General features: G+C 65.5%; 23 protein-coding genes. 9 read left to right on the forward strand and 14 right to left on the reverse strand.

The window, feature by feature from the left end:
* Positions 1 to 116: 116 nt before the first annotated feature.
* A complete protein-coding gene (locus tag AC5P60_RS04805; RefSeq protein WP_080353410.1) occupies positions 117 to 1,394 on the forward strand; it encodes an arsenic transporter in 1,278 nt (425 codons plus the stop codon).
* A 25-nt stretch (positions 1,395 to 1,419) separates the two neighbouring features.
* Here AC5P60_RS04805 and AC5P60_RS04810 read toward each other — a convergent pair whose 3' ends face one another.
* The 5 genes from AC5P60_RS04810 to AC5P60_RS04830 all read right to left on the reverse strand — a co-directional run bounded on the left by AC5P60_RS04810 (position 1,420) and on the right by AC5P60_RS04830 (position 6,851).
* Positions 1,420 to 2,853 carry an OprO/OprP family phosphate-selective porin gene (locus tag AC5P60_RS04810; protein ID WP_495201694.1) on the reverse strand — a complete coding sequence of 478 codons (1,434 nt, stop codon included), beginning with the start codon at positions 2,851 to 2,853 and terminating at the stop codon, positions 1,420 to 1,422.
* A gap of 134 nt (positions 2,854 to 2,987) precedes the next feature.
* Entirely contained in the window at positions 2,988 to 3,764 is a 777-nt protein-coding gene (locus AC5P60_RS04815) for an ABC transporter permease (protein WP_005409726.1), read from the reverse strand.
* Positions 3,748 to 4,581, reverse strand: coding sequence for an ABC transporter ATP-binding protein (locus AC5P60_RS04820; RefSeq protein WP_483693121.1), 834 nt, complete (start codon positions 4,579 to 4,581; stop codon positions 3,748 to 3,750). Before AC5P60_RS04820 ends, AC5P60_RS04815 begins: the two co-directional genes overlap by 17 nt.
* Positions 4,582 to 4,595: 14 nt before the next feature.
* Positions 4,596 to 5,654, reverse strand: coding sequence for an ABC transporter substrate-binding protein (locus AC5P60_RS04825; protein ID WP_407625474.1), 1,059 nt, complete (start codon positions 5,652 to 5,654; stop codon positions 4,596 to 4,598).
* Positions 5,655 to 5,729: 75 nt separating this feature from the next.
* Positions 5,730 to 6,851, reverse strand: a complete 1,122-nt coding sequence (locus tag AC5P60_RS04830; RefSeq protein ID WP_483693123.1) for a 4-oxalomesaconate tautomerase — start codon at positions 6,849 to 6,851, stop codon at positions 5,730 to 5,732.
* A 109-nt stretch (positions 6,852 to 6,960) separates the two neighbouring features.
* Here AC5P60_RS04830 and AC5P60_RS04835 point away from each other — a divergent pair, with 109 nt between their 5' ends.
* Complete coding sequence (locus tag AC5P60_RS04835) at positions 6,961 to 7,863, forward strand: LysR family transcriptional regulator (RefSeq protein ID WP_059034473.1); 903 nt, start codon at positions 6,961 to 6,963, stop codon at positions 7,861 to 7,863.
* 65 nt (positions 7,864 to 7,928) lie between these two features.
* Here the strand turns inward: AC5P60_RS04835 and AC5P60_RS04840 are convergent, their stop codons facing one another.
* The 3 genes from AC5P60_RS04840 to AC5P60_RS04850 all read right to left on the reverse strand — a co-directional run bounded on the left by AC5P60_RS04840 (position 7,929) and on the right by AC5P60_RS04850 (position 11,512).
* Positions 7,929 to 10,577 carry an excinuclease ABC subunit UvrA gene (locus tag AC5P60_RS04840; protein WP_483693125.1) on the reverse strand — a complete coding sequence of 883 codons (2,649 nt, stop codon included), beginning with the start codon at positions 10,575 to 10,577 and terminating at the stop codon, positions 7,929 to 7,931.
* A 93-nt stretch (positions 10,578 to 10,670) separates the two neighbouring features.
* Positions 10,671 to 11,039 carry a hypothetical protein gene (locus AC5P60_RS04845; RefSeq protein ID WP_483693127.1) on the reverse strand — a complete coding sequence of 123 codons (369 nt, stop codon included), beginning with the start codon at positions 11,037 to 11,039 and terminating at the stop codon, positions 10,671 to 10,673.
* A 41-nt stretch (positions 11,040 to 11,080) separates the two neighbouring features.
* Positions 11,081 to 11,512, reverse strand: coding sequence for a BLUF domain-containing protein (locus AC5P60_RS04850; protein WP_495201709.1), 432 nt, complete (start codon positions 11,510 to 11,512; stop codon positions 11,081 to 11,083).
* Positions 11,513 to 11,683: 171 nt separating this feature from the next.
* Between AC5P60_RS04850 and AC5P60_RS04855 the strand changes: the two genes are divergently transcribed.
* On the forward strand, positions 11,684 to 11,929 hold the full coding sequence (locus AC5P60_RS04855) for a hypothetical protein (protein WP_049452434.1): 246 nt from the start codon (positions 11,684 to 11,686) through the stop codon (positions 11,927 to 11,929).
* 393 nt (positions 11,930 to 12,322) lie between these two features.
* Here the strand turns inward: AC5P60_RS04855 and AC5P60_RS04860 are convergent, their stop codons facing one another.
* On the reverse strand, positions 12,323 to 13,192 hold the full coding sequence (locus tag AC5P60_RS04860; protein WP_231522304.1) for a methylenetetrahydrofolate reductase: 870 nt from the start codon (positions 13,190 to 13,192) through the stop codon (positions 12,323 to 12,325).
* Positions 13,192 to 14,106, reverse strand: a complete 915-nt coding sequence (locus tag AC5P60_RS04865) for a LysR family transcriptional regulator (protein WP_231522303.1) — start codon at positions 14,104 to 14,106, stop codon at positions 13,192 to 13,194. Before AC5P60_RS04865 ends, AC5P60_RS04860 begins: the two co-directional genes overlap by 1 nt.
* Positions 14,107 to 14,181: 75 nt before the next feature.
* Here AC5P60_RS04865 and msuE point away from each other — a divergent pair, with 75 nt between their 5' ends.
* The 3 genes from msuE to AC5P60_RS04880 are packed head-to-tail and all read left to right on the forward strand — an operon-like array spanning position 14,182 to position 16,877.
* Complete coding sequence (gene msuE, locus AC5P60_RS04870) at positions 14,182 to 14,769, forward strand: FMN reductase (protein ID WP_049452430.1); 588 nt, start codon at positions 14,182 to 14,184, stop codon at positions 14,767 to 14,769.
* A gap of 56 nt (positions 14,770 to 14,825) precedes the next feature.
* Entirely contained in the window at positions 14,826 to 15,803 is a 978-nt protein-coding gene (locus AC5P60_RS04875) for a DUF1852 domain-containing protein (RefSeq protein ID WP_483693130.1), read from the forward strand.
* A 39-nt stretch (positions 15,804 to 15,842) separates the two neighbouring features.
* Positions 15,843 to 16,877 (forward strand): methionine synthase, encoded by a 1,035-nt coding sequence (locus AC5P60_RS04880; protein ID WP_461291144.1) that lies wholly within the window; start codon positions 15,843 to 15,845, stop codon positions 16,875 to 16,877.
* On the opposite strand, the gene AC5P60_RS04885 is transcribed toward AC5P60_RS04880, so the two are convergent.
* The 4 genes from AC5P60_RS04885 to AC5P60_RS04900 all read right to left on the reverse strand — a co-directional run bounded on the left by AC5P60_RS04885 (position 16,834) and on the right by AC5P60_RS04900 (position 20,827).
* Positions 16,834 to 17,403 carry a hypothetical protein gene (locus AC5P60_RS04885; RefSeq protein WP_423166517.1) on the reverse strand — a complete coding sequence of 190 codons (570 nt, stop codon included), beginning with the start codon at positions 17,401 to 17,403 and terminating at the stop codon, positions 16,834 to 16,836. The genes AC5P60_RS04880 and AC5P60_RS04885 overlap by 44 nt on opposite strands.
* An 84-nt stretch (positions 17,404 to 17,487) precedes the next feature.
* On the reverse strand, positions 17,488 to 18,300 hold the full coding sequence (locus tag AC5P60_RS04890; protein WP_483693132.1) for a S1 family peptidase: 813 nt from the start codon (positions 18,298 to 18,300) through the stop codon (positions 17,488 to 17,490).
* A gap of 245 nt (positions 18,301 to 18,545) precedes the next feature.
* Positions 18,546 to 19,703: a serine hydrolase domain-containing protein gene (locus AC5P60_RS04895; protein WP_495201695.1), complete on the reverse strand. Its 1,158-nt coding sequence runs from the start codon at positions 19,701 to 19,703 to the stop codon at positions 18,546 to 18,548.
* A gap of 119 nt (positions 19,704 to 19,822) precedes the next feature.
* Positions 19,823 to 20,827: an extracellular catalytic domain type 1 short-chain-length polyhydroxyalkanoate depolymerase gene (locus AC5P60_RS04900; RefSeq protein WP_043033419.1), complete on the reverse strand. Its 1,005-nt coding sequence runs from the start codon at positions 20,825 to 20,827 to the stop codon at positions 19,823 to 19,825.
* A gap of 196 nt (positions 20,828 to 21,023) precedes the next feature.
* Between AC5P60_RS04900 and AC5P60_RS04905 the strand changes: the two genes are divergently transcribed.
* The 3 genes from AC5P60_RS04905 to AC5P60_RS04915 are packed head-to-tail and all read left to right on the forward strand — an operon-like array spanning position 21,024 to position 24,606.
* Entirely contained in the window at positions 21,024 to 23,222 is a 2,199-nt protein-coding gene (locus AC5P60_RS04905; RefSeq protein WP_224119211.1) for a TonB-dependent receptor, read from the forward strand.
* Positions 23,223 to 23,254: 32 nt separating this feature from the next.
* Positions 23,255 to 24,133 (forward strand): alpha/beta fold hydrolase, encoded by an 879-nt coding sequence (locus AC5P60_RS04910; protein WP_005413510.1) that lies wholly within the window; start codon positions 23,255 to 23,257, stop codon positions 24,131 to 24,133.
* The gene (locus AC5P60_RS04915) at positions 24,130 to 24,606 is read left to right on the forward strand and encodes a MaoC family dehydratase (RefSeq protein ID WP_005413511.1); all 477 of its coding nucleotides are present in this window, start codon (positions 24,130 to 24,132) and stop codon (positions 24,604 to 24,606) included. The genes AC5P60_RS04910 and AC5P60_RS04915 overlap by 4 nt, the downstream gene beginning before the upstream one ends.
* Positions 24,607 to 24,640 lie beyond the last annotated feature (34 nt).

The following is a 24,640-nucleotide window of genomic DNA, read 5'->3' on the forward strand; positions in this document are numbered from 1 at the left end:
CCAAGGCATTCGCTGGGCAGCCGGCACGGTATGATGCCGCAACCCCGGCACTTGCACTGATCGCAGCGGGCGCCTGCACGCCCATCACATGCGCCGGAGAACCGGCGACGCGGTCGATGGACGGCACCGCGCACGCCCCCTACCCCATGCTCGCTTCCCATTCTTCCCTCATCATCTGGATGGCGGTGGCCGTTGCCACTGTCGGCCTGCTGTTCCGTCCGTTCCGCATTCCGGAGTATGTGTGGGCGCTCGGTGCGGCCGCGCTGCTTCCGCTCAGCGGCACTGTGTCGTTCGGCACTACCTGGCACGCAGTCGCCGAGGGCCGCGATGTCTACCTGTTCCTGGTCGGCATGATGGTGCTGGCCGAGCTCGCACGCCGCGAAGGGCTGTTCGACTGGCTGGCGTTGTACGCGGTGCGGCACGCGGGCGGATCCGGGCGACGCCTGTTCGACCTGGTGTTCCTGGTCGGCACGCTGGTAACGGTGTTTCTTTCCAATGATGCGACAGCCGTGGTGCTGACGCCGGCGGTCTATGCGGCCTGCAAGGCGGCCCGGGCCAATCCCCTGCCGTACCTGTTCGTCTGTGCCTTCATCGCCAACGCGGCCAGCTTCGTGTTGCCCATCTCCAACCCGGCCAATCTCGTGGTGTACGGCCAGCACATGCCGCCGCTGCTGCAGTGGCTGGCGCAGTTCGCACTGCCCTCGCTGGCGGCGATCGGTGCGACCTATCTTGTGCTGCGCTGGGTGCACCGTCGCGAAATCGCACAGCCGCTGGTGGCCGCGCCGGTGCATCGCCCGTTGACCGACGGCGGCCGACTGAGCGCACTGGGCGTGCTGTTCACCGGCACGGTGCTGCTGGTGACGTCCGCCTTGAACGGGCCGTTGGGCCTGACCACGTTCTGCGCGGGCACGCTAAGCGTGGTGGCAGTGGCCATCCGCCAGCGACGCAGCCCGCTGCCGCTGCTGCGCCACGTATCCTGGGGGGTGCTGCCGCTGGTGGCTGGGCTGTTCGTGCTGGTGGAAGCGGTAGCGCAGACCGGTGTCATCCAGAGTTCGGCCGGCGCGCTGCAGGCGCTGGCGAAAACGTCGCCGCACCAGGCCAGCTGGCTGGCCGGCGGCGCCGCTGCACTGCTGAGCAACGTGGCCAATAATCTGCCGGTCGGCCTGGCGGCTGGTTCGTTGGGGCAGATGGCGGACCTGCCGGCGCAGACCCGTGCCGCATTGCTGGTCGGCGTGGATCTGGGCCCGAACCTGTCGGTGACCGGCTCGTTGGCCACGATGCTGTGGCTGATGGCATTGCGTCGCGAAGGCGAGCATGTCAGCGCGCTCGACTTCCTGCGCGTCGGCGCGCTGGTGATGCCACCTGCACTCATCGCAGCGTTGTTGCTGCTGTGACCAGAGTGCAGGCGGCGCCCCTGCCCTAGAAGACCAGCTGCAGGCGGGTATTGAAGGTGGTGCCTTCATCCCTGCCCATTGCACTGCCGCTGCGGTGACGGGTCTGCCAGCGCACGGCTTCGAACATCACGCGACTGAAATCGTTGAGGTACCAGTTCGCGCCCAGGGTCCACGCGTTACCCGTACCGCCACTGGGCAGCTCGGCATAGTCCACGTCTTCATAGCGGCCCTTCAGCTCCCAGGCACCGCCGCCGCCGCGCGTCACCGGATCGGCGACATTCACCTTCCCCCAGGTACCGGCCTTGCCCGAGTACGACGGCAGCGCCCCCGCCAGGAACCAGCCGGCAGAAATCGCCCACGCCGCGTGGTCGCGATCGTAGCGACCGCCGGCATCGGCCCCGCGCAGGCTTCGCGTACCCCACTCGCCCGTTGCCCACGCCGGGCCGAAGAAGCCGGCCAGTTCGGCACCGTAGGCGGTGCTGCGCTCGGCGCCCAGCAGTGTGCCCGGCGTGATCCTGACCAGATCGTTGAAATGCCCCGCGATGGCCGAACTGCGCACCACGCCGCTGGCCCCGGCGGGAATCTTCTCGTGGAACGCCCATGCGCCCAGATGCAACGTGGTACCAGCAGTGTCCAGCGGATTCCAGTGCACGCGCGCGGCCCAGGTCTGGCTGTCGCTGTCGGTGCCGGCGTTGTTGAGATCGTTGCCGGCCACCGACAGGCTGGCATGCCAGCCCTTTCCGTACACCCGCTCGGTCAGCCCGACACCGAACAGGCCGCGCTGCGGCAGCATCAACGTGCCGACCACGTTGCGTTCCTGGAACGGCGTGTTGGAGGTGCTGCAGGAGCCATCGATACCGCGATCGTTCAAGCGGTTGCCCATCGTGAGATCGGCCGGCAGGCCGAACAGGGTGTGGTCCAGCGTGGCGTAGACCGACTTCCAGGCCACCGCGTTGTCGGCGAAGTCACCCTCCACCACCCAGCCCAGGGTTGCGTAGCGTCCCTCGGCCCCCAGGCGCACCGAACGGACCTCGGTGCCCGAAACGTTGCGATCACCGACCGCCGAACCGTCCGTACTGGAGGCATCGACGAACAGCCGGCCGCGGGGACGGAACACCGTCGTGCCGTCGGCGCTGCTGAACTCGGGTGCGCCCTTGGCCCAAGAGACCTTGGGCTGCCTGGACTGGCCGGATTCCAGTGCGGCCACCCGCGTTTCCAGCGCGGGCGCGGGCGGCGCGGATAGTGCGGCCGCAGTACCCTGCCCGCCCTCGACGGCGCGTAGGCGCGCTTCCAATTGCTGGATCTGCAGCGCCTGCTGCTGCACCAGGCGTGACAGCTCGGCCTGGCTCAATGGCGCGGGCGGGGATGAAACAGACTGGGCGTCGGCGTGGCCACTGGCCAACAGCAGGCCGAGCGCGACCGGCAGCGCTGCCAGCGGCAGCACGGTGGAAGGGTTCATGGACTCTCTCTCCGGCCAGCCGGCCCCCTGGCCCGGCGCTGGCCTGTTGCGGTGGTGCGAGGGAAAATCGGGGGAGGAAGCTCGCGCCGCCGGATCGGACCGGCGGCGCGGCAGGCGGGCTCAGCCCGGCCCGGTCAGCTGGTGGCCTGTGCCTGGGCGTTGGGACGCCAGGTGATCAGCTTGTTCTCGACCACGTCCAGCAGGGCGTCGATGACCAGCACGAAGGCGGCCAGGATGATGATGCCGGCGAACACACCCACGGCATTGAAGTTGCCCTCGGCCTGCGCGATCAGGTAACCCAGGCCCGCCGAAGCGCCGAGGTACTCGCCGATGATCGCGCCGACCACGGCAAAGCCGACCGAGGTGCGCAGCGAGGACAGGATCCAGCTCGCCGCTGCCGGGAAGTAGACATGGCGCAGCAGGTCGCTGCGGCTTGCGCCCAGGATGCGGGCATTGGCCAGCACCACCGGATTCACCTCGCGCACGCCCTGCATGGCGTTGAAGAACGTGGTGAAGAACACCAGCGTGACCGCCAGCGCCACCTTCGACCACAGGCCCAGCCCCAGCCACAACACGAAAATCGGCGCCAGCACTACGCGCGGAATCGCGTTGAAGCCTTTGATGAAGGGATCGAGGATGCGCGCCGAACGGCGGCTCAGGCCCAGCCAGACACCGCCAGCCACGCCCAGGCCGGTGCCGATGATGTAGCCCAGCGCGGTTTCAGTAAGGGTAATGTAGACATGCTGGTAGAACGAGGTATCGGACAACCAGGTCCAGGCCTGCTGCACGATGGCCGTCGGCGAAGGGAAGAAGAACGGATCGATCACGCCCAGCGCGATACCGCCTTCCCAGCCGCCGAAAACGGCGACTACCAGGGCCAGCTGGATGAATTTGTCAGTCTTGGCGTGCATAGCTCTTCTCCACTTCGCCGCGCAGGCAGGCCCAGATGTCGCGGTACAGGTCGGTGAAACGGTCATCCAGCTTGATCTCGGCCACGTTGCGCGGACGTTCCAGATCCACGTCGAAGCTACGCACCACGCGGCTGGCTGGGCCGGAGGACAGCACCACCACGCGGTCACCCAGCGCGATCGCTTCTTCCAGGTCATGGGTAATCAGGATCACCGAGCGGCGATCCTCCTGCCACAGGCGCAGCAGCTCGTTCTGCATCAGGTGGCGGGTGTGGATGTCCAGCGCCGAGAACGGCTCGTCCATCAGGATCACCTTCGGCTCGACGATCAGCGCCTGCGCCATCTGCACACGCTTGCGCTGGCCGCCGGACAACTGGTGCGGATAGCGATGCTCGAAACCGGCCAGGCCGACCTTGGCCAGCCACGCGTTGGCCTTGGGCTTGCGTTCGGCTTCGGGCACGCCGCGGAAGCGCAGGCCCAGCTCGACGTTCTGGAGAGCTGTCTTCCACGGCAGCAGGGCGTCCTGCTGGAACAGGTAGCCGACCGACTCCTGCACGCCGCTGACCGTGCGGCCATCGATGGCCACGTCGCCCGAGGATGGCTTCAGCAGGCCCGCCACGGAATTGAGGATGGTGCTCTTGCCGCACCCGGTGGGCCCGACGATGGCGAGGAACTCGCCGTCACCCACCTGGATGTCGACATCGCGAACGGCGGTGAACTCGCCGAAGGACATGGTCACCTTGTTGATGGCGACCATGGTCTGTGCAGGCTCCAGCTGCGGCGCGCCGTTGAGTTGGCGCACGGTGGCATTAAGGGCCATGGGGTCACCTCCGCTTACGGTTGGGCAGCCGGCGCCGCAGCGTTGGCACGCTCGACGAAGGCATTGGTGTAGGTCCTGGACAGATCGATGTTGGCCTTGGCCACATCGGTATTGAACTCACGCAGCACCTTCAACGGCGTCTCCAGGTCGGCTGGCGTGAAGCGCCCATCGCGGGTGAAGATCGCGCGCGCGTTCTCCACCGCGCGGGCATAGGTGGCGCGGTCGCCGGAGACGTAGCTGTCCGGCAGCGCGGCAACGATCTCCTCGGCACTGTTGTCGGCGATGAACTTCAGCGCCATCTGTTCGGCACGGGCGATCTTCTCGGCCGCTTCGGGGCGCTTGTCCAGGAAGCTCTGGTTGGCGTACATCACCGAGGTCGGGTACAGCCCGCCATAGACCTGGCGGGCGCCTTCGTCGCTGCGCGCGTCAAGGATGATCTTCCCGACCTTGCGCTCGGTGATCAGGGTTGCAGCCGGATCGTAGTTGACCAGCAGGTCGATCTTGCCCTGCTCGAGCGCGGCGACTGCAGCAGCGCCGGAGCCGACGCCGATCAGCGAAATGCTGTCGGCCGGAATATCGTGCTGCGCCAGGAAGTGGCGGACGAAGAAGTCGGACGAGGAGCCCGGTGCGGTGATGCCGACCTTCTGGCCCTTGATGGACTCCGGTCGCGCAGGATCAAACGTGGCATCTTCGCGCCCGGCCATCACCAGGCCGGAATTGCGCGAGAGCAGCACGAAGGCCACCACGTCCTTGCCCTTGGCCTGCATCTGGATGGTGTGGTCGTAGAAACCGACCGCCACGTCGGTGGAATTCGCCACCAGGGCCTGCAGCACCTTCGAGCCACCCTGGGCGAAGTTCTCGGTTTTTACGTCCAGGCCGACGTCCTTGAAGTAACCCTTGGCATCGGCAATGAAGAACGGAAGGTTGTTGAGGTTGTAGGAGCCGACGCTGATGCGCACGGGTGCATCGTCACCGGTGCCGGTGGATGCGCCTTCCGCGCGCCCGCTGTTGCTGCAACCGGCCGCGGCCAGACCGGCCGCGCACAGCGCGGCCATGAAGAACTGCTTGTACATCATCCCTCCCAGGAGTGAAGCATCTACGTTGTAATGGCAGGCATGCGCGTCTGCACCGGCCCTGCCGGGTTCAGATCATGCCGCTGACGTCCATTGGCGGGCTTGGGTGGAACTGGCCATGGCAGGCACTGGCGTTGTCGCAAACACGCGACCTTCGAACAGTCGGCGTGCGGTGCGGACCACGCTGGCAATCACCGGTGCGTCATCCGAGCTGCGACTGAGGCCCACCTGCAGGTCCCCGCTCGGATGTTCGAGGGTAATGCTGCCGGGAACGGACAGGCACCCGACCAAAGTGTGGGCCAGCGTGCCCGGCGTGACGGCGGCGGTAGCCAGGCCGACCGCACCGGTGATCGCCAGTGCGGTGTGGCATTGGTGCGGCATGAAGTAACGCACCTGCAGATCGCCGCCGTGTTGCGGCGCCGACAGCAGCACCGGCTTGGGAATGACCTTGTTGCCGGCGTCGGCGATGCCCATGCGGGCGCCCGCCTCGATGCGCAGCGCTTCCAGCCGGCGCATGAACGCGGCATCCGCGTTCAGTTCGGCGGGCGAGGCATCACCGCGCACCTCCAGGTCCTCGGCACGCACCAGCATCATCGGCATGGCGCAGTCCACCAGGCTGACCGGCACGCCATCGATGGTTTCCCGGGCGTGGCCGCTGGGCAGCAGCTTGCCGGTGCGGGCGCCTGCGGCATCGAGGAAGGAAAGCCTGACCGGCGCGGCCGAGCCCGGTGCGCCGGCAATGCGCGTATCACCGCGGTAGACCACATGGCCACCCGGCGTTTCCACCGTGGCGATGATCAGCTTGCCGGTGTTGACGTTGTGGATGCGCACCTCGGTCTGCGGATCCTGAGCCTGCACCAGCCCCCGCTCGATGGCGTACGGGCCCACCGCCGCCAGCATGTTGCCGCAGTTGGGGGACGTGTCCACCACCTGCTGCTCCACCCGTACCTGGGCGAACAGATAGTCCACGTCGGCGTCTGCCCGGCTGGATCGGCCGATGATGGCCACCTTGCTGGTCAGCGCGTTGCCGCCACCGATGCCATCGATCTGCAGCGGATGGCCCGACCCCATTACTTCCACCAGCAGGCGATCGCGTTCAGCAATGTCCGCCGGAAGATCGCTGGCCAGGAAGAACGGGCCCTTGGATGTACCACCGCGCATGAGTACGCAGGGAATGCTGAGCAGATCGTTGGACATACGTGTGCTAGATTGATGCGTATAGGGGATGAATGACCCCTCTGTGATTCGATACTGGCATGGCCCCAATTGATCTGTGAATTGCTGATTTTTTGATGATTGATACCCAATGAGCATCAATTGCGAAATCCTGGATCTACGCGCGTTCCTGCTGGTGTCGGAGACGCGCAGCTTCCACCGCGCCGCGGAGATCCTGCACGTCTCCCAGCCGGCACTCAGCCGACGGATACAGAAGCTGGAGCAGGCTGTGGGTTCGCCACTGCTGGAGCGCACCACGCGCAGCGTCAGCACCACCGCCGTCGGCGAGAACCTGCTGCCGCTGGTGCGTCGCATGCTGGAGGAATTCGATGGGTCACTGTTCTCACTGCGGGGCCGGGACGATACGCGGGGCGCTACCGTCACCATCGCCTGCCTGCCCACGGCGGCGTTCTACTTCCTGCCCAGCGTGATGGCGCGTTTCCACGAAGCGCATCCCAACGTGCGCTTCCGGATCCTGGATATCCCGGCCACCGAAGGCCTGCAGGCGGTAGAGCGTGGCGAAGTCGAGTTCGGCATCAACTTCATGGGCGCCAACGATCCGAATCTCGATTTCGACGTGCTGGCCGAAGATCCCTTCGTGCTGGCCTGCCGACGCGATCATCCGCTGGCCCGCAAGCGCAAGGTTGAATGGGCGGATCTGGCCGAGCACCAGCTGATCACCGTGCATCGCACCAGCGGCAACCGCACGCTGCTGGATGGTGCCCTGGCGCGCGAGAACCTCAAGTTGAGCTGGCACTACGAAGTGACCCACCTGTCGACGTCACTGGGCATGGTCGAGGCCGGCATCGGCGTGTCGGTCCTGCCGAAAATGGCCACGCCGGACGGGGATCATCCGACCCTGGTGACGCGCACGATTGGTAACCCCGTGGTGTCGCGCACGATCGGCATCGTCCGTCGCCGGGGCGCCCTGCTCTCGCCTACTGCGGAACGCTTTCTGCAGATGTTGATGAGCCAGTGGCGCGGGGAGGCCTGAGCATCGTTTGCTGGACAGGCCACCCCCGGATCTGGCCGAGGGTGATGGCCGGGCATGGCTCGGCCCTATAGAGGAGCCAGTTCGCGCGCAAGGAAAGGCGCTGTCCTGCTTCCCCGCGCGCGGGCCACCTGTTGCGGCGTCCCCTTCGCCACGATGGTGCCACCCGCGCTGCCTGCGCCCGGCCCGACGTCAATCACCCAGTCCGCCTGGGCGACCGCCCGCATGTCATGCTCGATCATCACCACCGTATTTCCTGCGTCGACCAGCCGCTGCAGCTGAACCAGCAGCCTGTCCGCATCCGACGCGTGCAGGCCGGTGGTGGGTTCGTCCAGAACGTAAAGCGTGCGCCCGCGCTGGCTGCGCTGCAGTTCAGTGGCCAGCTTGATGCGCTGGGCCTCGCCGCCTGAAAGCTCCGTGGCCGGCTGGCCCAGCCTCAGGTAACCCAGGCCGATGTCCTGCAGCAGCTGCAACGGCCGGGCAATGACCTCTTCCGCCATGAAGAATGCATGCGCCTGGTCCACGGTCATCTGCAGGACCTCGGCGATGTTGCGGTCGTTCCACAGCACCTTCAGCGTGGCCTCGTTGTAGCGGGCGCCGTGGCAGGTGGGGCATGGGGCATAGACGCTGGGCATGAACAGCAGTTCGACGCTCACGAAACCCTCACCTTCGCAGGTCTCGCATCGGCCCTTGGCTACGTTGAACGAGAAACGACCCGCATCGAAGCGACGACGACGTGCGGCGTGCGTCGCCGCGAACAGTTTGCGCACGTGATCGAACAGCCCGGTATAGGTGGCGAGGTTGGAGCGTGGCGTGCGGCCGATCGGCTTCTGGTCGACCTGCACCACGCGCTGGATGGCGTCCAGATCACCGGCCAACTGCCCTCGCGTCGTTTCGATTACGGTAGGCCCGTCGGTCGGCGAGGCCTCGGCGCCATCGTCCGCAGGTTCATGCCCCAGATGCAGCAGCATCAGCTCTGGCAGCGCCTGAGCCACCAGGCTGGACTTGCCCGAGCCGGAAATGCCGGTCACTGCCGTGAGCAATCCCAGCGGCACCTGCGCGTCTACACCGTGCAGGTTGTGGCGATGGATGCCCTTCAGTTCCAGCCAGTTCGCGGCGCTTCGCTGGCGGCTGGCAGGCGCAGGCACCTGGTCGAACAGATACCGGGCCGTGCGCGAATCCTGCACCTGGCGCAGGCCATCGGGCTCGCCGCTGTAGAGCACGCGCCCTCCCCGCTCGCCGGCCTCCGGGCCCACGTCCACCAGCCACTGCGCGCGGCGCATCAGCTCCAGATCGTGCTCGACCACGAACACCGAATTTCCGCCATCACGCAGCCGGTCCAACGCGTCGTACAGCGCCTGGCTGTCGGCGGGATGCAGTCCGGCCGAAGGCTCGTCGAGCACGTACAGCACACCAAACAGCAACGAGCTGAGCTGCGTGGCCAGCCGCAGGCGCTGCAGTTCGCCGGCGGACAGCGTGGGCGTGGCGCGGTCCAGCGAGAGATAGCCCAGGCCAAGCTCGCGCAGTTGCCGTACCCGCCCCATGACTCCGCCCGCCAGCCGCTGTGCGGCCAGCCGCTTCTCTTCGGACAGGGCCGAGGTCAGGCGCACGTCGGGGGCGCCCTCGTGCGTCGCGCGGCCACTCGCGGCGCGCCGGGCACGATCGCGGGGTGTTGCATGCCTGCTGATAGGTGCACCCTTGCTGTGTGCGCCGAAATCACCTTCCGCGATGGGCTCCAGCAGATCCGCCAGTTGATCCAGGGGCAACCGCATGAACTCACCGATATCCACGCCCGCGAAGGTGACCGAGAGCGCTTCCGGCTTCAGGCGCTTTCCGTGGCAGGCCGGGCACAGCTTGCCTTCCATGTAGCGGGAAACCCGTTTGCGCATCAGCGCGCTCTGGGTGTTGGCGAAGGTATGCAGCACATAGCGACGCGCGCCGGTGTATGTACCCATGTAGCTCGGCTCGAGCTTTCGCTTGAGCGCAGCCCGGGTCTCGGCAGGCGTGAAGCCTGCATAGACCGGCACGGTGGGCGTTTCTTCCGTGAACAGGATCCACTCCCGATCCTTCTTCGGCAGCTTCTTCCACGGTACGTCGATGTCATAGCCGAGCGTGACCAGGATGTCGCGCAGGTTCTGGCCATGCCAGGCCGGCGGCCAGGAGGCGATGGCGCGCTCGCGGATGCTCAGCGACGGATCCGGCACCATCAAGGCTTCCGTCACCTCGTAGACGTGCCCCAGCCCGTGACAGGTGCTGCAGGCGCCCTGCGGGGTATTGGGCGAAAAGTCCTCGGCGTAAAGCATCGGCTGGTTGGCCGGGTATGCACCTGCACGCGAATACATCATGCGCACCAGGCTGGACAGCGTAGTGACGCTGCCCACCGATGAGCGCGCGTTGCTGGCGCCGCGCTGCTGCTGCAGGGCCACTGCGGGCGGCAACCCGTCGATGGCGTCCACATCGGGCACGCCGGCCTGGTCGATCAGACGCCGTGCATACGGCGCAACCGACTCAAAGTAGCGCCGCTGCGCCTCCGCGAAGATCGTGCCGAACGCCAGCGATGACTTGCCGGAGCCCGAAACACCGGAAAACACCACCAATGCATTGCGCGGGATGGAGACGTCGACATTCCTGAGGTTGTGCTCGCGCGCGCCGCGCACCTCGACGCAACCGCTGGCAGCGGCGGCACATGACGATTCACCAAAGGGGGGATTGGACATCTTCGCGATCCTGCGGGCAGTGAGCGGCGCGCGTAGGGGCGCGCCCGATGGTGCATTTTCGCTGCTGCGGGGTGAATGCGGGTGATGGCGCGGTCACACCACGGTGCGCCGATACGACTGATCGAGCGTAACGGTGCGAACCAGGCGGCCGCGATTGTAGAAATGCAGCACCGGCTCACTCAACGTCACGTCAGCCGGAACCAGGTTCATGCCTTCGTAGCCGACCACGACCGACCCCCCATCGTCCGACGGGAACAACCCGCGATGCCATCCGGGTATCAGCCAGGCATCCTGGCCCGATGCCTGTGGCGTTACCCGCGTTGAATTGACGGCTGGATCCGAATCGGTACAGAGATTTCGCGTGGAGGAGCATGCCGTGAACCTCTCTGGCGGCGGCAGCGGGGAATCGGCAAGCGCCGGGCCCGCAGCAAATGCGGCGATGAGCGTGATGAAAGCCTTCATGTCGCTGCGCATCTCAAAGGACGCGGCCGCCGAACCGCAAACTAAGCGGCGTGCACGTAGGGCTCAATCGCGGCGGCCAGCACATCGATTCCCCACGCGGAGCCTGCGATTTCCTCGGGCTGGCTTCTCTTGAAGCGTGACCAGTCGGCCCTGGCAAGCCTGCCGACCAGAAGCTGGTCGGCAGGAAGCTGGTGCATCGACCAATAGGGGAACTGCCGGGTAGAGACACGCCCCCGGGCCAGCTCCACCACATCCGTGTGGCTGGTCGATTGCAGCACCCGCTCGTAGACGCTGGCCACCCCATCTTCCGGCCCTTCGAAGTACTGCACGAATCGCGTGCCGTCATACAGCAGCACGCCTGTCACCCCTGCGAGCTTGTTGAACCTCGCGGCATCGGTGACGAGTGCTTCCAGGCGGTCAATCGAAAGGCCTTCAACGGCCTGGCTTGCGTATACAACGGCCCGGATGGGCATGGACTTCGCCTTGAAATGTGGGGCCACGTCGGCACCTGTTCACACTCTAGCACCCGGCGCAAGTCCGGGCCGTGATGCGTATTCTTAATTCTTCAGAATACGGTTCGCGCCTTGCGGCGCGGCAGGCGGCATGATGAACGCCCCCATACGTTCAGGGCTTTATTCATCTTCATGCGCGACATCGGACAGTTCTATGTAGACAGCGTCGAAGGAGTGGCGCGTGAGGATGGCACCCTGCTGCAGGTCACCCGGATCGATTGTTCCTGCCTGAAGTGTTCAAGGCAGTTCCGCGCCATTCCTGATCATGGTCTCGTCGACCTCAACGGCGCTGCTTCGCTCAGTTGCCCGGGCTGTGGCAACCACCAGTCCGTCAGCCGGGCGCGGCTGGAGGAGTTCGTGCTGCGTAGTGATCCATGAGCTGAAACGCGTCGTTTCTCGACACTGTGCCAAACCCTGTCGACACCTTCGCCTCGCATCTTCCCGTAGTGCACCCACAACGGCGTTCCAATGAGTCATACCGGCCTATTCAAGATCAGGGACCTCATCTACAGGTCAGGCGCGGAGGGCGATCTGGCCCGTGCCCTGCAGATCGAAGCCACCTGCACGGCCTGCGGTGCAACCAGCGTCTGGGGCGAGCAGGAAATGGAGCATGTGCGAGGAGGAACCGTGCTTGCGTGCCGGGCGTGCGGTACGCGCCAGGCCATCAGCAATGCGGGCCTGATCAGTACCCCGTCAGGGATACGCCACCGCCGGGGCTGAGCGGGGCGGCACCGGGCCATGCGCTGCCCGGCAGGCGTGATTGATGGCCTGTCAGCGGCGGGCAACCGATGGCAGCACCCGCTGCTGTTTGATCCAGTCCAACGACTGGGCAATTCCACCGAACGGAAAGAAGTGCGGGCTGACCAACCCGTGGGCATCAGTCAAACCGTCCGCCAGACGGTCCACGAACACCTCCGGGCCCGCGCTGCCCAGCAACCGGCCGATCGAGATGCCATACCGTGACAGCATCAATGCACTGGCCCCCACCCCACACATTGCGGCGTAACGTACCAGCCGCGCGATGCTTGCCGGGCCCGGCACGCCGACCAGCACCGGAACGTGGATGCCACGGGCACGCAGCGCGTGCAACCAGGCCAGGACGATGTCGGCATCGAAGGCGAACTGCGTGATGATCATTGGCGCCATGCCGCGCGCTTCGATGGACTGGCACTTGTGTTCCAGTACCTGCCAGCACGCGTCACTGCCCAGGACCGGATGGCCATCGGGGTGACCGCCGATGGCGACGACCTTGATACCGGCCCTCTCCAGAAGGCCGCTCTCGATGATCGAAGCGCTGTCAGCAAATGGGCCGGCGGGCGTGGCCAGATCGCCAGCGATCACCAGGCACTGCGCTGCTCCGGCCTCGTTGGCGGCGCGCTGCAGGAACCGTTCAAGCACCGTGCGCGACCCGATGCGGCGGGCCGAAAGATGCGGCATCGGCTCGAAGCCAAGCGCGCGCACCGTGCGCGCGGCAGCGAGGCGTGCGTCGTCATCCTCACTGGCCAGGTAGGGAATGGAGATCGTTGTCCCGCGCGGTATGCGGTCGGCCTCGGCGCGCAGCGCGGGCATGGACTTCGCGCTGACCTCCAGTGAAAAGGTGTTGATGAAGGCTTCCGCCCGCAGTGATCCAGGTGCAGCCATCAACGGGCTCCGCCTGCATTGCCGGCCAGCGGCGTGCTGTTCCGCGCCAGTTCGATGAAGGCCTGCAGGTAGTCGATGCTGGTATCGGCTTCGCGCGCACCCAGATAGATCTGTTTGGGAATGCCCTTCGCACCGAGGCGCACCGGCACCACGTCCATTCGGGTGGCGTACTCTTCCACCAGCCAGCGCGGCATGGCGGCCACGCCACGACCGCTGGCCACCATCTGCATCATGATGTCGGTGGTTTCAATGGCCTTGTGCCGTCGCGGCGTGATGCCAGCCGGCAGCAGGAACTGGTTGTAGATGTCCAGGCGCTCGAACGGCACCGGATAGCTGATCAGCACTTCCTGGCCGAGCTGGCGCGGCTTCACGTAATCCACCTTGGCCAGGGCGTGGTTGCTGGCCACCACCAGCACCTGCTCGTAGTCGAACACGGGAATGAACTTGAGGCCTGGCTTCAGCAGTGGATCGGGGGTAACCAGCAGGTCGATCTCGTAGCCGAACAGCGCGCCGATGCCGCCGAACTGGAATTTCTGCTTGACGTCCACATCCACATCCGGCCACGCGGCCAGGTACGGCGAGACGATCTTCAGCAGCCACTGGTAGCAGGGATGGCATTCCATGCCGATGCGCAGCGCGCCGCGCTCGCCCTGTGCGAACTGGCCCAACCGCTCCTCGGCCAGATCCAGCTGCGGCAGCACGCGGTTGGCGACGGCCAGCAGGTATTGCCCGGCCTGGGTCAGGCGCAGGCTGCGGCCTTCGCGCAGCCATACATCAGTGCCCAGCTGCTGCTCCAGCTTCTTCATGCTGTGGCTCAGGGCCGACTGGGTCAGGTTGAGTACGCCGGCGGCCGCGGTAAGCGAGCCCTGCTGCTCGACCTGCTGCACGATGCTGAGGTGGATCCGCTCCAGCATGACGATGAATCCTGCTCATGGATAGGTGAAGTAATACCATTTTACGTCATGGAACGCCGTGGCTAGCATCGGGTCATGCTTTCACCTGCCCGCCCCCTTCGAATCGTCGCCGTGTCCGGCGGATTGCAGCGCCCCTCCAAGGCCGCCACCCTGGCCGAGCATCTGCTGGGCCTGATCGGCGAGGACATCCACAGCGAGCAGCACCTGGTCGAACTGGGCGAACTGGCCCCGCAGCTGGCCGGTGCGCTCTGGCGTTCGCAGTTGCCCGACACCGTGGAACGCCAGTTGACCACCGTCGAGCAGGCCGATGTGCTGGTGGTGAGCACGCCGGTCTATCGCGGCTCGTACACAGGGCTGTTCAAGCATTTCTTCGACTTCGTCCACCAGGACGCACTGGTCGACACCCCCATCCTGCTGGCCGCGACCGGCGGCAGCGAGCGCCACTCGCTGGTGATCGACCATCAGCTGCGCCCGCTCTTCAGCTTCTTCCAGGCGCGCACCCTGCCGCTGGGCGTCTACGCCACCGACCGGGATTTCGCCGACGGTCGCGTGCACAACGACGCCCTGCTCGAGCGCGCACGGCTGGCGGTGCGGCGGGCCATGCCGCTGCTGGACCTGCCTCGCCAGCGCGCCGCCGACCTGGAAGCGGCCGCAGCACTTTGAATGCCGGATGCCCTCGCCCGCATCCGGATGTCACCCCGCACTACGGAACGCCACCCATGACGACCGACACCTTCACCTTCAGCATCACGCAGATCCCCTTCAACGAGGATTACCAGCCTGCTGACGGGACGCGCATCACCACCAATTTCGCCAACCTGGCCCGCGGCGCGTCCCGCCAGGAAAACCTGCGCAACACGATCAGCATGATCAACAACCGCTTCAACGATCTGGCGCACTGGGACAACCCCAGCGCGGATCGCTACGCGGTCGAGCTGGACATCATCTCGGTGGAGATGCACATCGGCAACAGCGATGGCGGTGATCCGTTCCCGCTGATCGAGGTGCTGCGCCCGACCATCGTCGACACCCGCACCGCCGCGCGTACCGAAGGCATCGTCGGCAACAATTTCTCGTCCTACGTGCGCGACTACGATTTCAGCGTGGTGCTGCCGGCCAGCAACGAAGGGAAGGCCACCTTTGGCATTCCGGAGGGCTTTGGTGACCTGCATGGCAAGTTGTTCAAGCATTTCCTGGAGTCCGAGGCCTACCGCGCCAACTTCAGCAAGGGGCCGGTAATCTGCATCAGCGTATCCAGCAGCAAGACCTATCACCGCACCGAGAACCACCACCCGATCCTGGGCGTGGAATACCGCCAGGGCGAGTTCTCTCCCACTGACCAGTACTTCGACAAGATGGGCCTGCAGGTGCGCTACTTCATGCCGCCGGGCAGCGTCGCACCGCTGGCGTTCTACTTCCAGGGCGACCTGCTGGGCGACTACTCGAACCTGGAGCTGATCGGCACCATCAGCACGATGGAGGCCTTCCAGAAGATCTACCGCCCGGAGATCTACAACGCCAACTCCGTGGCCGGCAAGGTCTACCAGCCCAGCCTGAAGCACCAGGACTATTCGTCCACCCGCATCGTCTACGACCGCGAAGAGCGCAGCCAGCTGGCGGTCAAGCAGGGCAAGTTCACCGAAGAACACTTCATCAAGCCGTATCGCGCCGTGCTTGAACAGTGGGCTGCCCGCTGATCCATCGATTTTCCATTCGCCCCCAGGAAACAAGACGCAATGTCGACGAAGAAACTGCTTCCCACCTCCACCGCCGGCAGCCTGCCCAAGCCGTCCTGGCTGGCCGAGCCCGAGAAGCTCTGGTCACCCTGGAAGCTGCAGGACGAAGGCCTGACTGAAGGCAAGCAGGATGCACTGCGCCTGTCCCTGCAGGAGCAGCAGCACGCCGGCATCGACATCGTCAGCGACGGCGAACAGACCCGGCAGCACTTCGTCACCACGTTCATCGAGCACCTCAGCGGCGTCGATTTCGAGAAGCGCGAAACGGTCCGCATCCGCAACCGCTACGATGCCAGCGTGCCGACCGTGGTCGGCGCCGTGAGCCGTCCGAAGCCGGTGTTCGTCGAGGATGCGAAGTTCCTGCGCCGCCAGACCACGCAGCCGATCAAGTGGGCCCTGCCCGGCCCGATGACCATGATCGATACGCTGTACGACGCGCACTACAAGAGCCGCGAAAAGCTGGCCTGGGAGTTTGCGAAGATCCTCAACGAGGAAGCGAAGGAGCTGGAAGCCGCTGGCGTCGACATCATCCAGTTCGATGAGCCGGCCTTCAACGTGTTCTTCGACGAAGTGAACGACTGGGGCGTGGCCGCGCTGGAGCGTGCGGTTGAGGGCCTGAAGTGCGAGACGGCGGTGCACATCTGCTACGGCTATGGCATCAAGGCCAACACCGACTGGAAGCAGACACTGGGCTCGGAATGGCGGCAGTATGAAGAATCGTTCCCCAAGCTGCAGACCTCCAGCATCGACATCATCTCGCTGGAATGCCAGAACTCGCACGTACCGATCGACCTGATCGAACTGGTGCGCGGCAAGACGGTGATGGTGGGCGCCATCGACGTAGCCTCCAATACGGTCGAAACGCCGGAAGACGTGGCCAACACCCTGCGCAGGGCGCTGCAGTTCGTGGATGCCGACAAGCTCTACCCGAGCACCAACTGCGGCATGGCACCGCTGGCGCGTGAAGTGGCACGCGGCAAGCTGCGCGCGCTCAGCGAAGGGGCCAGGATCGTGCGTGAGGAGCTTTCGGCGTAACCCTGGCTGGGGAGGTGTTCCCGTTTCGGTGCGGCGAGGATGGATTCTGGCCGGGTACAGACCAGGTTCCACCTCGTCCCTGCACCTCGGGCCTGGCGGCCATCACGCGCGGCCGTGGCGCCAGCGCTTCCTTGATCCGCCCCATCTCGCTTGCGCCGGCCTCGGCCAGGCGCCGGGCCTGCTGCCGCTGCTTTCGGGTCAATGGCGGCGCGGACACGGCGCCCGGTTCGGGCGCACTCTGCACCAGTCGGGCGACGGCGTCACGCAGTGGCAGTTGTGGGCAGAGCCGCGCCGCGCACCAGCGCTCGGCGTAGCGCTTCGCCTGCCGGGCGCTGGCGACGGACACGACCTTGCTCTGTGACATCCTGCGTGCGTCCAGTTTCAGGCGGAACCCGAGCACGGCATGCGGCACGATACTGGCCACCGAACGGCCGTTCCACCACAGATCCCAGCGCTCACCGCTCTGCACCCAGCCGGACGGCCGGGTGACGATCATGAAATCTGGACGGTGAAATGATGAGCCCATGATGGGAAGCATACGAACGCCCGTCTCACCGGCTGAGATCAGGGCAACGCCCCCCCTGCACTGCTACGCCTCCACGAAAAGCAATCAATGTGACGCGTCACGGCGGATGCTTTCGATCCAGTCGATGTAGCGCGATACGCGAACGTTGTAGACCACCTGGCCATAGAACCCCGCCTCGAGCGCATGCTCTGGAACCGCAGTGATCCACGAACCAAGCCCCACCAGCTGCGGCGTTCCGTGATCATCAATCACCAGCGGACCGCCGCTGTCACCGTTGCCGAGAACTCCCTCCAGCGGCAGGGCCCGCGGAGGCGGATCGAACCGATACCAGAGATACCGGTCGTTGCCGCCGGTAAGCGCGTTGTATGCACGCCGCAGGGTCGTGCGATGCGGGCCGCCTGGCACCAGCCCTACGGCGCCATTGCCAGTAGCCCCCTTTCCTATCAGGGCCGCGATCTGCGCGACTTCGGCAGCACCGCGATAGAGCGCTACGGGCTGTACATCCTTTACAGCAGTGGCAAGCCTGATCAGTGCGATGTCATCCGACGCTGCCAGGAACGCGTGGATCCTGGAGGGATTTCCCGTCGCCAGCGCCTCCTTGCCCAGGGCCTCCGGCATTCTTCTGAAACCGGGATGCACGAAGACGCGCTCGACCGCATAGGCGCGTCCATTGATGGAGATGGATTCTTCCATCCCTTCCATGGGTGCCGCATGCGCTGCGGTCAGCACCCAGCGCGGGGCGATGAGAACGCCATGTCCTTCGCCCGGCATGTCGGCCAGCGCCGGGAAGACAGAGGCATCGATCTGATACCGGGCGTCGTCAACGTCATCACGGATGACCACGGCACCGGCTGTGAACGGGAGCGCAGCAAGCGCCAGGAAAAGCCAGCGGTTCATGGGGTCGTCATCCCTGCGGTCGATCGCTATAGCCTAGCCGAGGGCATTGCCGCGGCGCAGACCATGCGACCAACGATGATATCCAGCGACGAACGCCAGGAATGCGAGCGCAAAGCCCTGCGGCCGACAGCCGCCGGGGCCGAGCAGTCTGTCCAGATCGGTTCCAGGCTTGTCCGACACGTCGTCCTGCGAAGCCACATTGGTGCACGGACCGGGCCGCGTGGGCCCGAGCCTCAGCGGGCGGTTCAACGCGCCGCGATTCTCCCGACCAGGGTATCGATCGCCGCCTCCATGGCACGCGCGGTCCGGTCGCCGCTCTGGTTGGTGATCACGAAGATGCCCAGATCGTGCTCCGGCATGATGTAGATGTAGCACTGCGAGCGTGGAACGCCACCGTGGTGGGCGTAATAGACACCCTTCTGGCGATCGCCAGCGACGATGTTCCAGAAATAGCCGATGCTGAACTCGTCGTCGAATCTGGCCAGAGTGCGATGCGATTCCTGCACCACCGGGCCGTTGGCCAGCTGGAACTGAAGGTATTTCACCATGTCGGGCACTGTTGCCTTGACGTTGCCGGAAGCGCCCCATGGCAACTGTGGCATCGGCGAGGTCGGCACCGGATTGTCGCTGTGGTAGCCGATGGCAAGACGGTCTTTTTCCGCATTCCCCAGCTTGATCCCGATGCTGGTCATTGCTGCGGCGTCGCTGAAGAAGCCATCCAGCAATGACGCGTAGTCGGTCTTGTAGACGCCTTCCAGAATGTGGGCCGTCAGCTCCGTCCCGGCACTGGAGTAGGCGTACTCTTTCCCGGGCATCCGTGGGATCCGCACGGCGTGCAGATCCCGCAGGAAATCCGGCTTGCCGTAATGCGCATAGAGGGCACTGAGTTCACCGGGCACGCGGTGATCGGTGAAGTCCTCCAACACGGTGTTCGCCCGCTCCGGCAGCATGTTCGGCAGGCCACTGGTGTGTGACAGCAGGTGACGGACCCGTATGGGATGGCCCTGGTACTGCAGGTTCGGATAGTCGCCCTGCAGGTAGCTGCGAACGTCATCCTCCAGGCCCACCCTGCCCTCAAGCACCGCACGGGCCATCAACGTGCCCGCCAGGGTCTTGCTCAGCGAGCCGATCTCATACAGCGTTGCGTCGGTCGGAACATCGGGCTTGCCGGCTACCATCTCGCCGCGGTGACGGATGAAGGTCTTGCCCCGGTACACCACGCCGATGGAGGCCGAGTGCAGCAAAGGCTGTTCGATCAGGGCATGGGCCGCCTCGTCGACCGCCGCCCCCACATCGTTCGGCGGTGCCTTCCTGCCCTCGCAGCCGACGGCAAGGAGCACTGCGGATAGCACGACGGCATTGAGCCATTGCCGGTTTCGGGCAGTCGTTGACATGGATTCCATGCGCCGGCGCTTGAAGGTCGTGGGAACGGGCGCTCACGATAATCGATTGCCATGAGCGGCTGAAGGTGCCATCCGGCACCTCCGGTCGCGCCCCTCCCTGGAAGGCCCCCTGCCCCCCGTCAGCGCTGGTAGTCCTTCAGGAACAACCAGGTGATCAGCGTGGCGTCCGGCCCCTTCGGGTCGGTGAATGGCAGGCCCGACTGGCTGCCGCTCCAGGCATGCCCCATGCCCTGCACCACGTAGTGCTGGACCAGCGTCCTGCCACCGTAGGCGTAGGTGTCGACGGTATACCCGCGGCCGCCCGGCACCTGTCCGTGATAGGTGCTGGTCGGCACGTATTTCACCGAGTCGTTGTCCAGGCCGTCGTCGGCCAGGTCATTGGTCTGCAGGAACTGGCGCACGGCCTGCTGGCCGTTCACCGGATTGACGGTGAGATCGGCGCTGCCATGGAACACCAGCACCGGCAGCGGTCGCGGCGACGGCGAACCCGAGCACTGCCACGCCAGGCGGCCATTGCTGTCCGGCGAATAGATGCTGCCGGCCAGCAGTGCGTAGGCGCTGCCGGAAATCGTGGTCGCGCCCTTGAACATGCCACCGGAGTGGATGGCGCCGGCAGCGAACACATCCGAATAGCAGGCCAGCATGATCGAGGTCATCGCACCACCTGCCGAAATGCCGGTGACATAGACCCGGCGCGGATCCACGCTGTAGTCCGCTTTCACCTTGTCCACGATGCCGGCCAGGATCGACGCTTCGCCGCTGTCGCGGGCCTGGTTGATCGGCAGCTGCCAGTTCCAGCAGCGGGCCGGATTGGAGGTGACGTTCTGCCGGGGGTAGACCACGATGAACCCTTCGGTGTCGGCCACATCATTGAAGCCTGACGCCTCCCCCATCAGGTTGGGCCCGTTGACGCAGCCGTGCAGCACCAGCAGCAACGGTAGCGGCTGCTGGTCGTCGTAGCCCGCCGGCACCCACACCTGGTACTCGCGGGCGCCGAACAGATTGCCGTACAGGCCAATGTCCCAATGCCCGGCCGGGCCTGCGGCAAGGGCACTGCCCGCCATCGCCAGCCAACTGCACAGCACCAGCAGTACAACCTTGATCGAATCGATTCCGGATTTCATGGCCAGATCCTCATGCGTGAGTCGTGGATGAAGTGGTACCGGGACGCGCTTCCGGCTGGGGGCGCGCCCAGTATCCGCATCCAGCGGCCGCTGCCGACTGGACCTAGGTCCACTCGCCGCTGCGTGATGACACCGCTAGCCTTGGCTGCAGGATGGCAATGGGCCATCTGCAAGCAGCTGCCTGGGGGAGGACCGAATGAAACGGAATTGCCTGAGTCTCATGATCGGCGCATTGCTGGCCTCCGGGCCGGTACTGGCACAGGAAACGCCCCAGGCCACGCCGACGGCGGCCAGGACTGCATCACCCACCAACCTGGACAGCATCAAGGTCACCGCGCGCAAGCGCGAGGAAACCCTGCAGGAGGTCCCGGTAGCGGTTACCGCATTTACCTCCGAAGCGCTGGACAAGATGAATGTCCAGGACATCAGCGACCTGGATGCGCAGGTGCCCAACCTGACCATCTACGCCGCCCGCGGTGCCAGCAGCACGGTCACCGCCTACATCCGTGGCATCGGCCAGTCCGACCCCACCTGGGGCGCCGATCCGGGCGTGGGCATCTACCTGGATGACGTCTACATCGCGCGCCCGCAGGGTGCGCTGCTGGATGTGTTCGATGTCTCGCGCATCGAGGTGCTGCGCGGCCCGCAGGGCACGCTCTACGGCAAGAACACCATCGGCGGCGCGATCAAGTACATCTCGCGCGGCCTGCCGACCCAGACCGAGGGCTTCGCCCAGGTCACCGTGGGCAACTACAGCCAGTTGGATGCCAAGGCAGCCATCGGCGGTCCGATCGGCGGTGCTGACAGCGGCCTGCGCGCCCGCGTGGCGGTGGCCAGCATGAACCACGACGGGTTTGGCGAGAACACTTTCAACGGCCAGCCGGTCAGTGACAAGCAGATCAACGCGGCACGCCTGAACCTGGGCGCGTATGCGGGCGACGACTTCGACGTGCAGTTCGCACTGGACTGGATCGACGATCAGTCCGGCATGCGCGGCTCGAAGATGCTGGCACCCAATCCGTTCCTGCGCGCCTACCCGCCGATGGACAGCCGCTATGACATCCGCTCGGGCATGCGCAACCTCAACAACGTGGAGAGCAAGGGCGCCTCGGCCACGGTGAACTGGCGGCCGAACGAAGACATCGCGCTGAAATACGTGGTCGCCAAGCGTGAATCGGACAGCGAGGCCAACATCGACTTCGATACCGCCCCGGTCAAGCTCGCCGACGTGGGTGGCACCTACCACGACGACCAGGTCAGCAACGAAGTGCAGTTGAACTACGATGCCGGCGGCCGGGTGCGCGGTGTGGTCGGCCTGTACCAGTTCAGTGGCGAGGCTGGCGGGCAGATCCAGAACAACTACTTCAGTGCCCAGTTCGCCGACAACCAGGGCAAGGTGCTGACCGACAGCATCGCGCTGTATGCGGACTGGACCTTCGACCTGACCAGCAGACTGAAGCTCGATGTCGGCGCCCGCTACACCGACGAGGACAAGCGCGCGATCGTGCTCAACCGCCTCTACGCCGACCCGGGCTTCAGCCGGCCGGTGGCGGTGACCGCCGATTTCGACAAGAAGACCAATTTCAGGAACGTCTCGCCCAAGGTCTCGCTGGACTACCAGATCACTCCGGACATCATGGTCTATGGCCTGGCGACGCGTGGCTTCAAGTCCGGCGGCTACAACATCCGCGCCAACGCGGTGGCGGTACCGCGCTCGGCGGAGCCGTTCGATGACGAGACCGTGGACAGCTATGAGGTCGGCAGCAAGATGGCCTTCCTCGACCAGCGCCTGTTCCTGAACCTGTCAGCGTTCTACAACAAGTACAAGGACATCCAGCTGTCGGTGTTCACCGGCCTGGATACCAATGGCGATGGCATCGATGATTCCTTCTTCGGTGATTTCACCAATGCCGGCGCCGGTACCGTCAAAGGCCTGGAAGTCGAGTATCAGTACCTGCCCAGCCAGCACTGGCTGATTTCCGGCAACTTGGCGTGGCTGGATACCAGATACGACGAGTACATGGACCGCGGCATCAACGTGGCCAGGCAGATGAAGTTCACCAATGCCCCGGATATCTCCGGTGCGTTCAACGTGGAATACCGCACCGACCTGGCCAACGGCAGCAACCTGTCGGCACGCGTGAGCTACAGCTACCAGAGCGAAGTGTGGCCGACCACCGACCTCAGCCCGGTGATCCGCCAGCAGGGTTACGGGCTGGTCAACGCCGGCGTCATCTGGCGCCTGGATGATGCGTGGACCTTCTCGTTGCAGGGCACCAACCTGGCCGACAAGGAATACCGCACTACTGGCTACAACATTCCTGCAGTCGGCACGCTGATTGGCTTCTATGGTCCGCCGCGCCAATATAGCCTCAGCGTCCGTTACGATTTCTAGCGCATCCGTTACGATCTTCAGGAAGCTTCTGCATGACGCAGTCTTACGACGACCTGTACTGGAACAGCGACGATGGCCTGCGCCTGCACGCGCGCGACCATGCAGCGGATGCCCGGCAGGCGCCCCGCGGCACCGTGGTCTGCATTCCCGGCCTGACCCGCAATGGTGCCGATTTCGATGCACTGGCCGAAACACTCACCGCCGAGGGATGGCGCGTGATCGCCGTCGACCTGCGTGGCCGCGCCGGTTCAGAACGTGCGCACGATCCGTCCAGCTACAACCCGCGCACCTACGCAGATGACATGGTCGCGCTGCTGCGCGCGCAGAACATCGACAAGGCGGTGTTCGTCGGCACCTCACTGGGCGTGCTGGTGACCATCACCCTCGCTTCGCGCGCGCCCGAGCGGGTCGCGGGCGCGGTGCTCAACGATGCCGGCCCCAGGGTGCCGCGTGAGGCGCTGGCACGGATCGGCAAGTACGCCGGCAAGCCGGTACCGCCGATGGACCTGGTGCAGGCCACGGCCTACGTGGAATCCATCGGCAAGGCTGCGTTCCCTCGCTTCAGCGCCGACGACTGGCGGCAGATGGCGGTGCGCACCTTCCGCCCGCGCAGCGATGGCCTGCTGGAACTGGACTACGACCCGGCAGTGATCCGAACCACCCGGCCATGGCTGCTGTGGCTGTTGCGTCCCCTGCTGTGGCGTGCGGTTCGCGGGCTGACCGCCCGGGTGCCGGTGCTGGTGGTACGCGGTGCGCTGTCCGACATCCTGCCGGCCGATGTGGCGCGGCAGATGGCGGCCACCTCGGAAAGTGCCCGTCTGGTGGAAGTGCCCGATGTCGGCCACGCTCCGATGCTGTCCGAACCAGAGGCGCGTGACGCGATCCTTGCCTTGCTGGAGCGTGTGGTGTGAGTGCGGACAGCGACCGGCCTCCCGCCCTGCAGGCGGTGCAGCAGTGGGCCGCCAGTGAGCGGCTGAGTGGCGTGACCTGCCTGGACCAGGCGCGCATCGATGCCTTTGCCGACGCGACCGGCGACCACAACTGGATCCATGTCGATCCAGCGCGGGCACAGGCGCAGATGCCGGGCGGGCGTACCATCGCACACGGCTTCCTGCTGCTCTCGCTGACGGTGGAGGACGATGTGGCTGCCCTGGCCGGCTTCCCCGGCATCGCCCATGTGCTCAACTACGGCTTGAACAAGGTCCGCTTCCTGGCGCCAGTGCCGAGCGGGTCCGAGGTGCGGGTACGCTCGCAGCTGGTGTCACTGGATGCGCGCCAGCCCGGCCAGTGGCTGCTGATCCAGCGCAAGGCCGTCGAGCGGGTCGCCGATGGCGAGCTGGCACTGGTCGCTGAGCAGCTGTCACTGATCGTGATCACGCCCTAGCACCACCCCGCCCGATTCTCTCCCTACACTGGAG

This window comes from Stenotrophomonas sp. YJH_SMC_120 (assembly GCF_059368675.1).

Excerpts from the sequence above, each read along its gene's own strand:
- AC5P60_RS04880 (WP_461291144.1), top strand. The coding sequence starts at position 15,843 with ATGTCGACGAAGAAACTGCTTCCCACCTCCACCGCCGGCAGCCTGCCC.
- AC5P60_RS04905 (WP_224119211.1), top strand. The coding sequence starts at position 21,024 with ATGAAACGGAATTGCCTGAGTCTCATGATCGGCGCATTGCTGGCCTCC.
- AC5P60_RS04820 (WP_483693121.1), bottom strand. The coding sequence starts at position 4,581 with ATGGCCCTTAATGCCACCGTGCGCCAACTCAACGGCGCGCCGCAGCTG.
- AC5P60_RS04830 (WP_483693123.1), bottom strand. The coding sequence starts at position 6,851 with ATGTCCAACGATCTGCTCAGCATTCCCTGCGTACTCATGCGCGGTGGT.
- AC5P60_RS04860 (WP_231522304.1), bottom strand. The coding sequence starts at position 13,192 with ATGGCTGCACCTGGATCACTGCGGGCGGAAGCCTTCATCAACACCTTT.
- AC5P60_RS04840 (WP_483693125.1), bottom strand. The coding sequence starts at position 10,577 with ATGTCCAATCCCCCCTTTGGTGAATCGTCATGTGCCGCCGCTGCCAGC.
- AC5P60_RS04865 (WP_231522303.1), bottom strand. The coding sequence starts at position 14,106 with ATGCTGGAGCGGATCCACCTCAGCATCGTGCAGCAGGTCGAGCAGCAG.
- AC5P60_RS04815 (WP_005409726.1), bottom strand. The coding sequence starts at position 3,764 with ATGCACGCCAAGACTGACAAATTCATCCAGCTGGCCCTGGTAGTCGCC.
- AC5P60_RS04810 (WP_495201694.1), bottom strand. The coding sequence starts at position 2,853 with ATGAACCCTTCCACCGTGCTGCCGCTGGCAGCGCTGCCGGTCGCGCTC.
- AC5P60_RS04845 (WP_483693127.1), bottom strand. The coding sequence starts at position 11,039 with ATGAAGGCTTTCATCACGCTCATCGCCGCATTTGCTGCGGGCCCGGCG.
- AC5P60_RS04835 (WP_059034473.1), top strand. The coding sequence starts at position 6,961 with ATGAGCATCAATTGCGAAATCCTGGATCTACGCGCGTTCCTGCTGGTG.
- AC5P60_RS04825 (WP_407625474.1), bottom strand. The coding sequence starts at position 5,654 with ATGTACAAGCAGTTCTTCATGGCCGCGCTGTGCGCGGCCGGTCTGGCC.
- msuE (WP_049452430.1), top strand. The coding sequence starts at position 14,182 with ATGCTTTCACCTGCCCGCCCCCTTCGAATCGTCGCCGTGTCCGGCGGA.
- AC5P60_RS04885 (WP_423166517.1), bottom strand. The coding sequence starts at position 17,403 with ATGGGCTCATCATTTCACCGTCCAGATTTCATGATCGTCACCCGGCCG.
- AC5P60_RS04910 (WP_005413510.1), top strand. The coding sequence starts at position 23,255 with ATGACGCAGTCTTACGACGACCTGTACTGGAACAGCGACGATGGCCTG.
- AC5P60_RS04895 (WP_495201695.1), bottom strand. The coding sequence starts at position 19,703 with ATGGAATCCATGTCAACGACTGCCCGAAACCGGCAATGGCTCAATGCC.
- AC5P60_RS04900 (WP_043033419.1), bottom strand. The coding sequence starts at position 20,827 with ATGAAATCCGGAATCGATTCGATCAAGGTTGTACTGCTGGTGCTGTGC.
- AC5P60_RS04850 (WP_495201709.1), bottom strand. The coding sequence starts at position 11,512 with ATGCCCATCCGGGCCGTTGTATACGCAAGCCAGGCCGTTGAAGGCCTT.
- AC5P60_RS04805 (WP_080353410.1), top strand. The coding sequence starts at position 117 with ATGGACGGCACCGCGCACGCCCCCTACCCCATGCTCGCTTCCCATTCT.
- AC5P60_RS04890 (WP_483693132.1), bottom strand. The coding sequence starts at position 18,300 with ATGAACCGCTGGCTTTTCCTGGCGCTTGCTGCGCTCCCGTTCACAGCC.
- AC5P60_RS04875 (WP_483693130.1), top strand. The coding sequence starts at position 14,826 with ATGACGACCGACACCTTCACCTTCAGCATCACGCAGATCCCCTTCAAC.
- AC5P60_RS04855 (WP_049452434.1), top strand. The coding sequence starts at position 11,684 with ATGCGCGACATCGGACAGTTCTATGTAGACAGCGTCGAAGGAGTGGCG.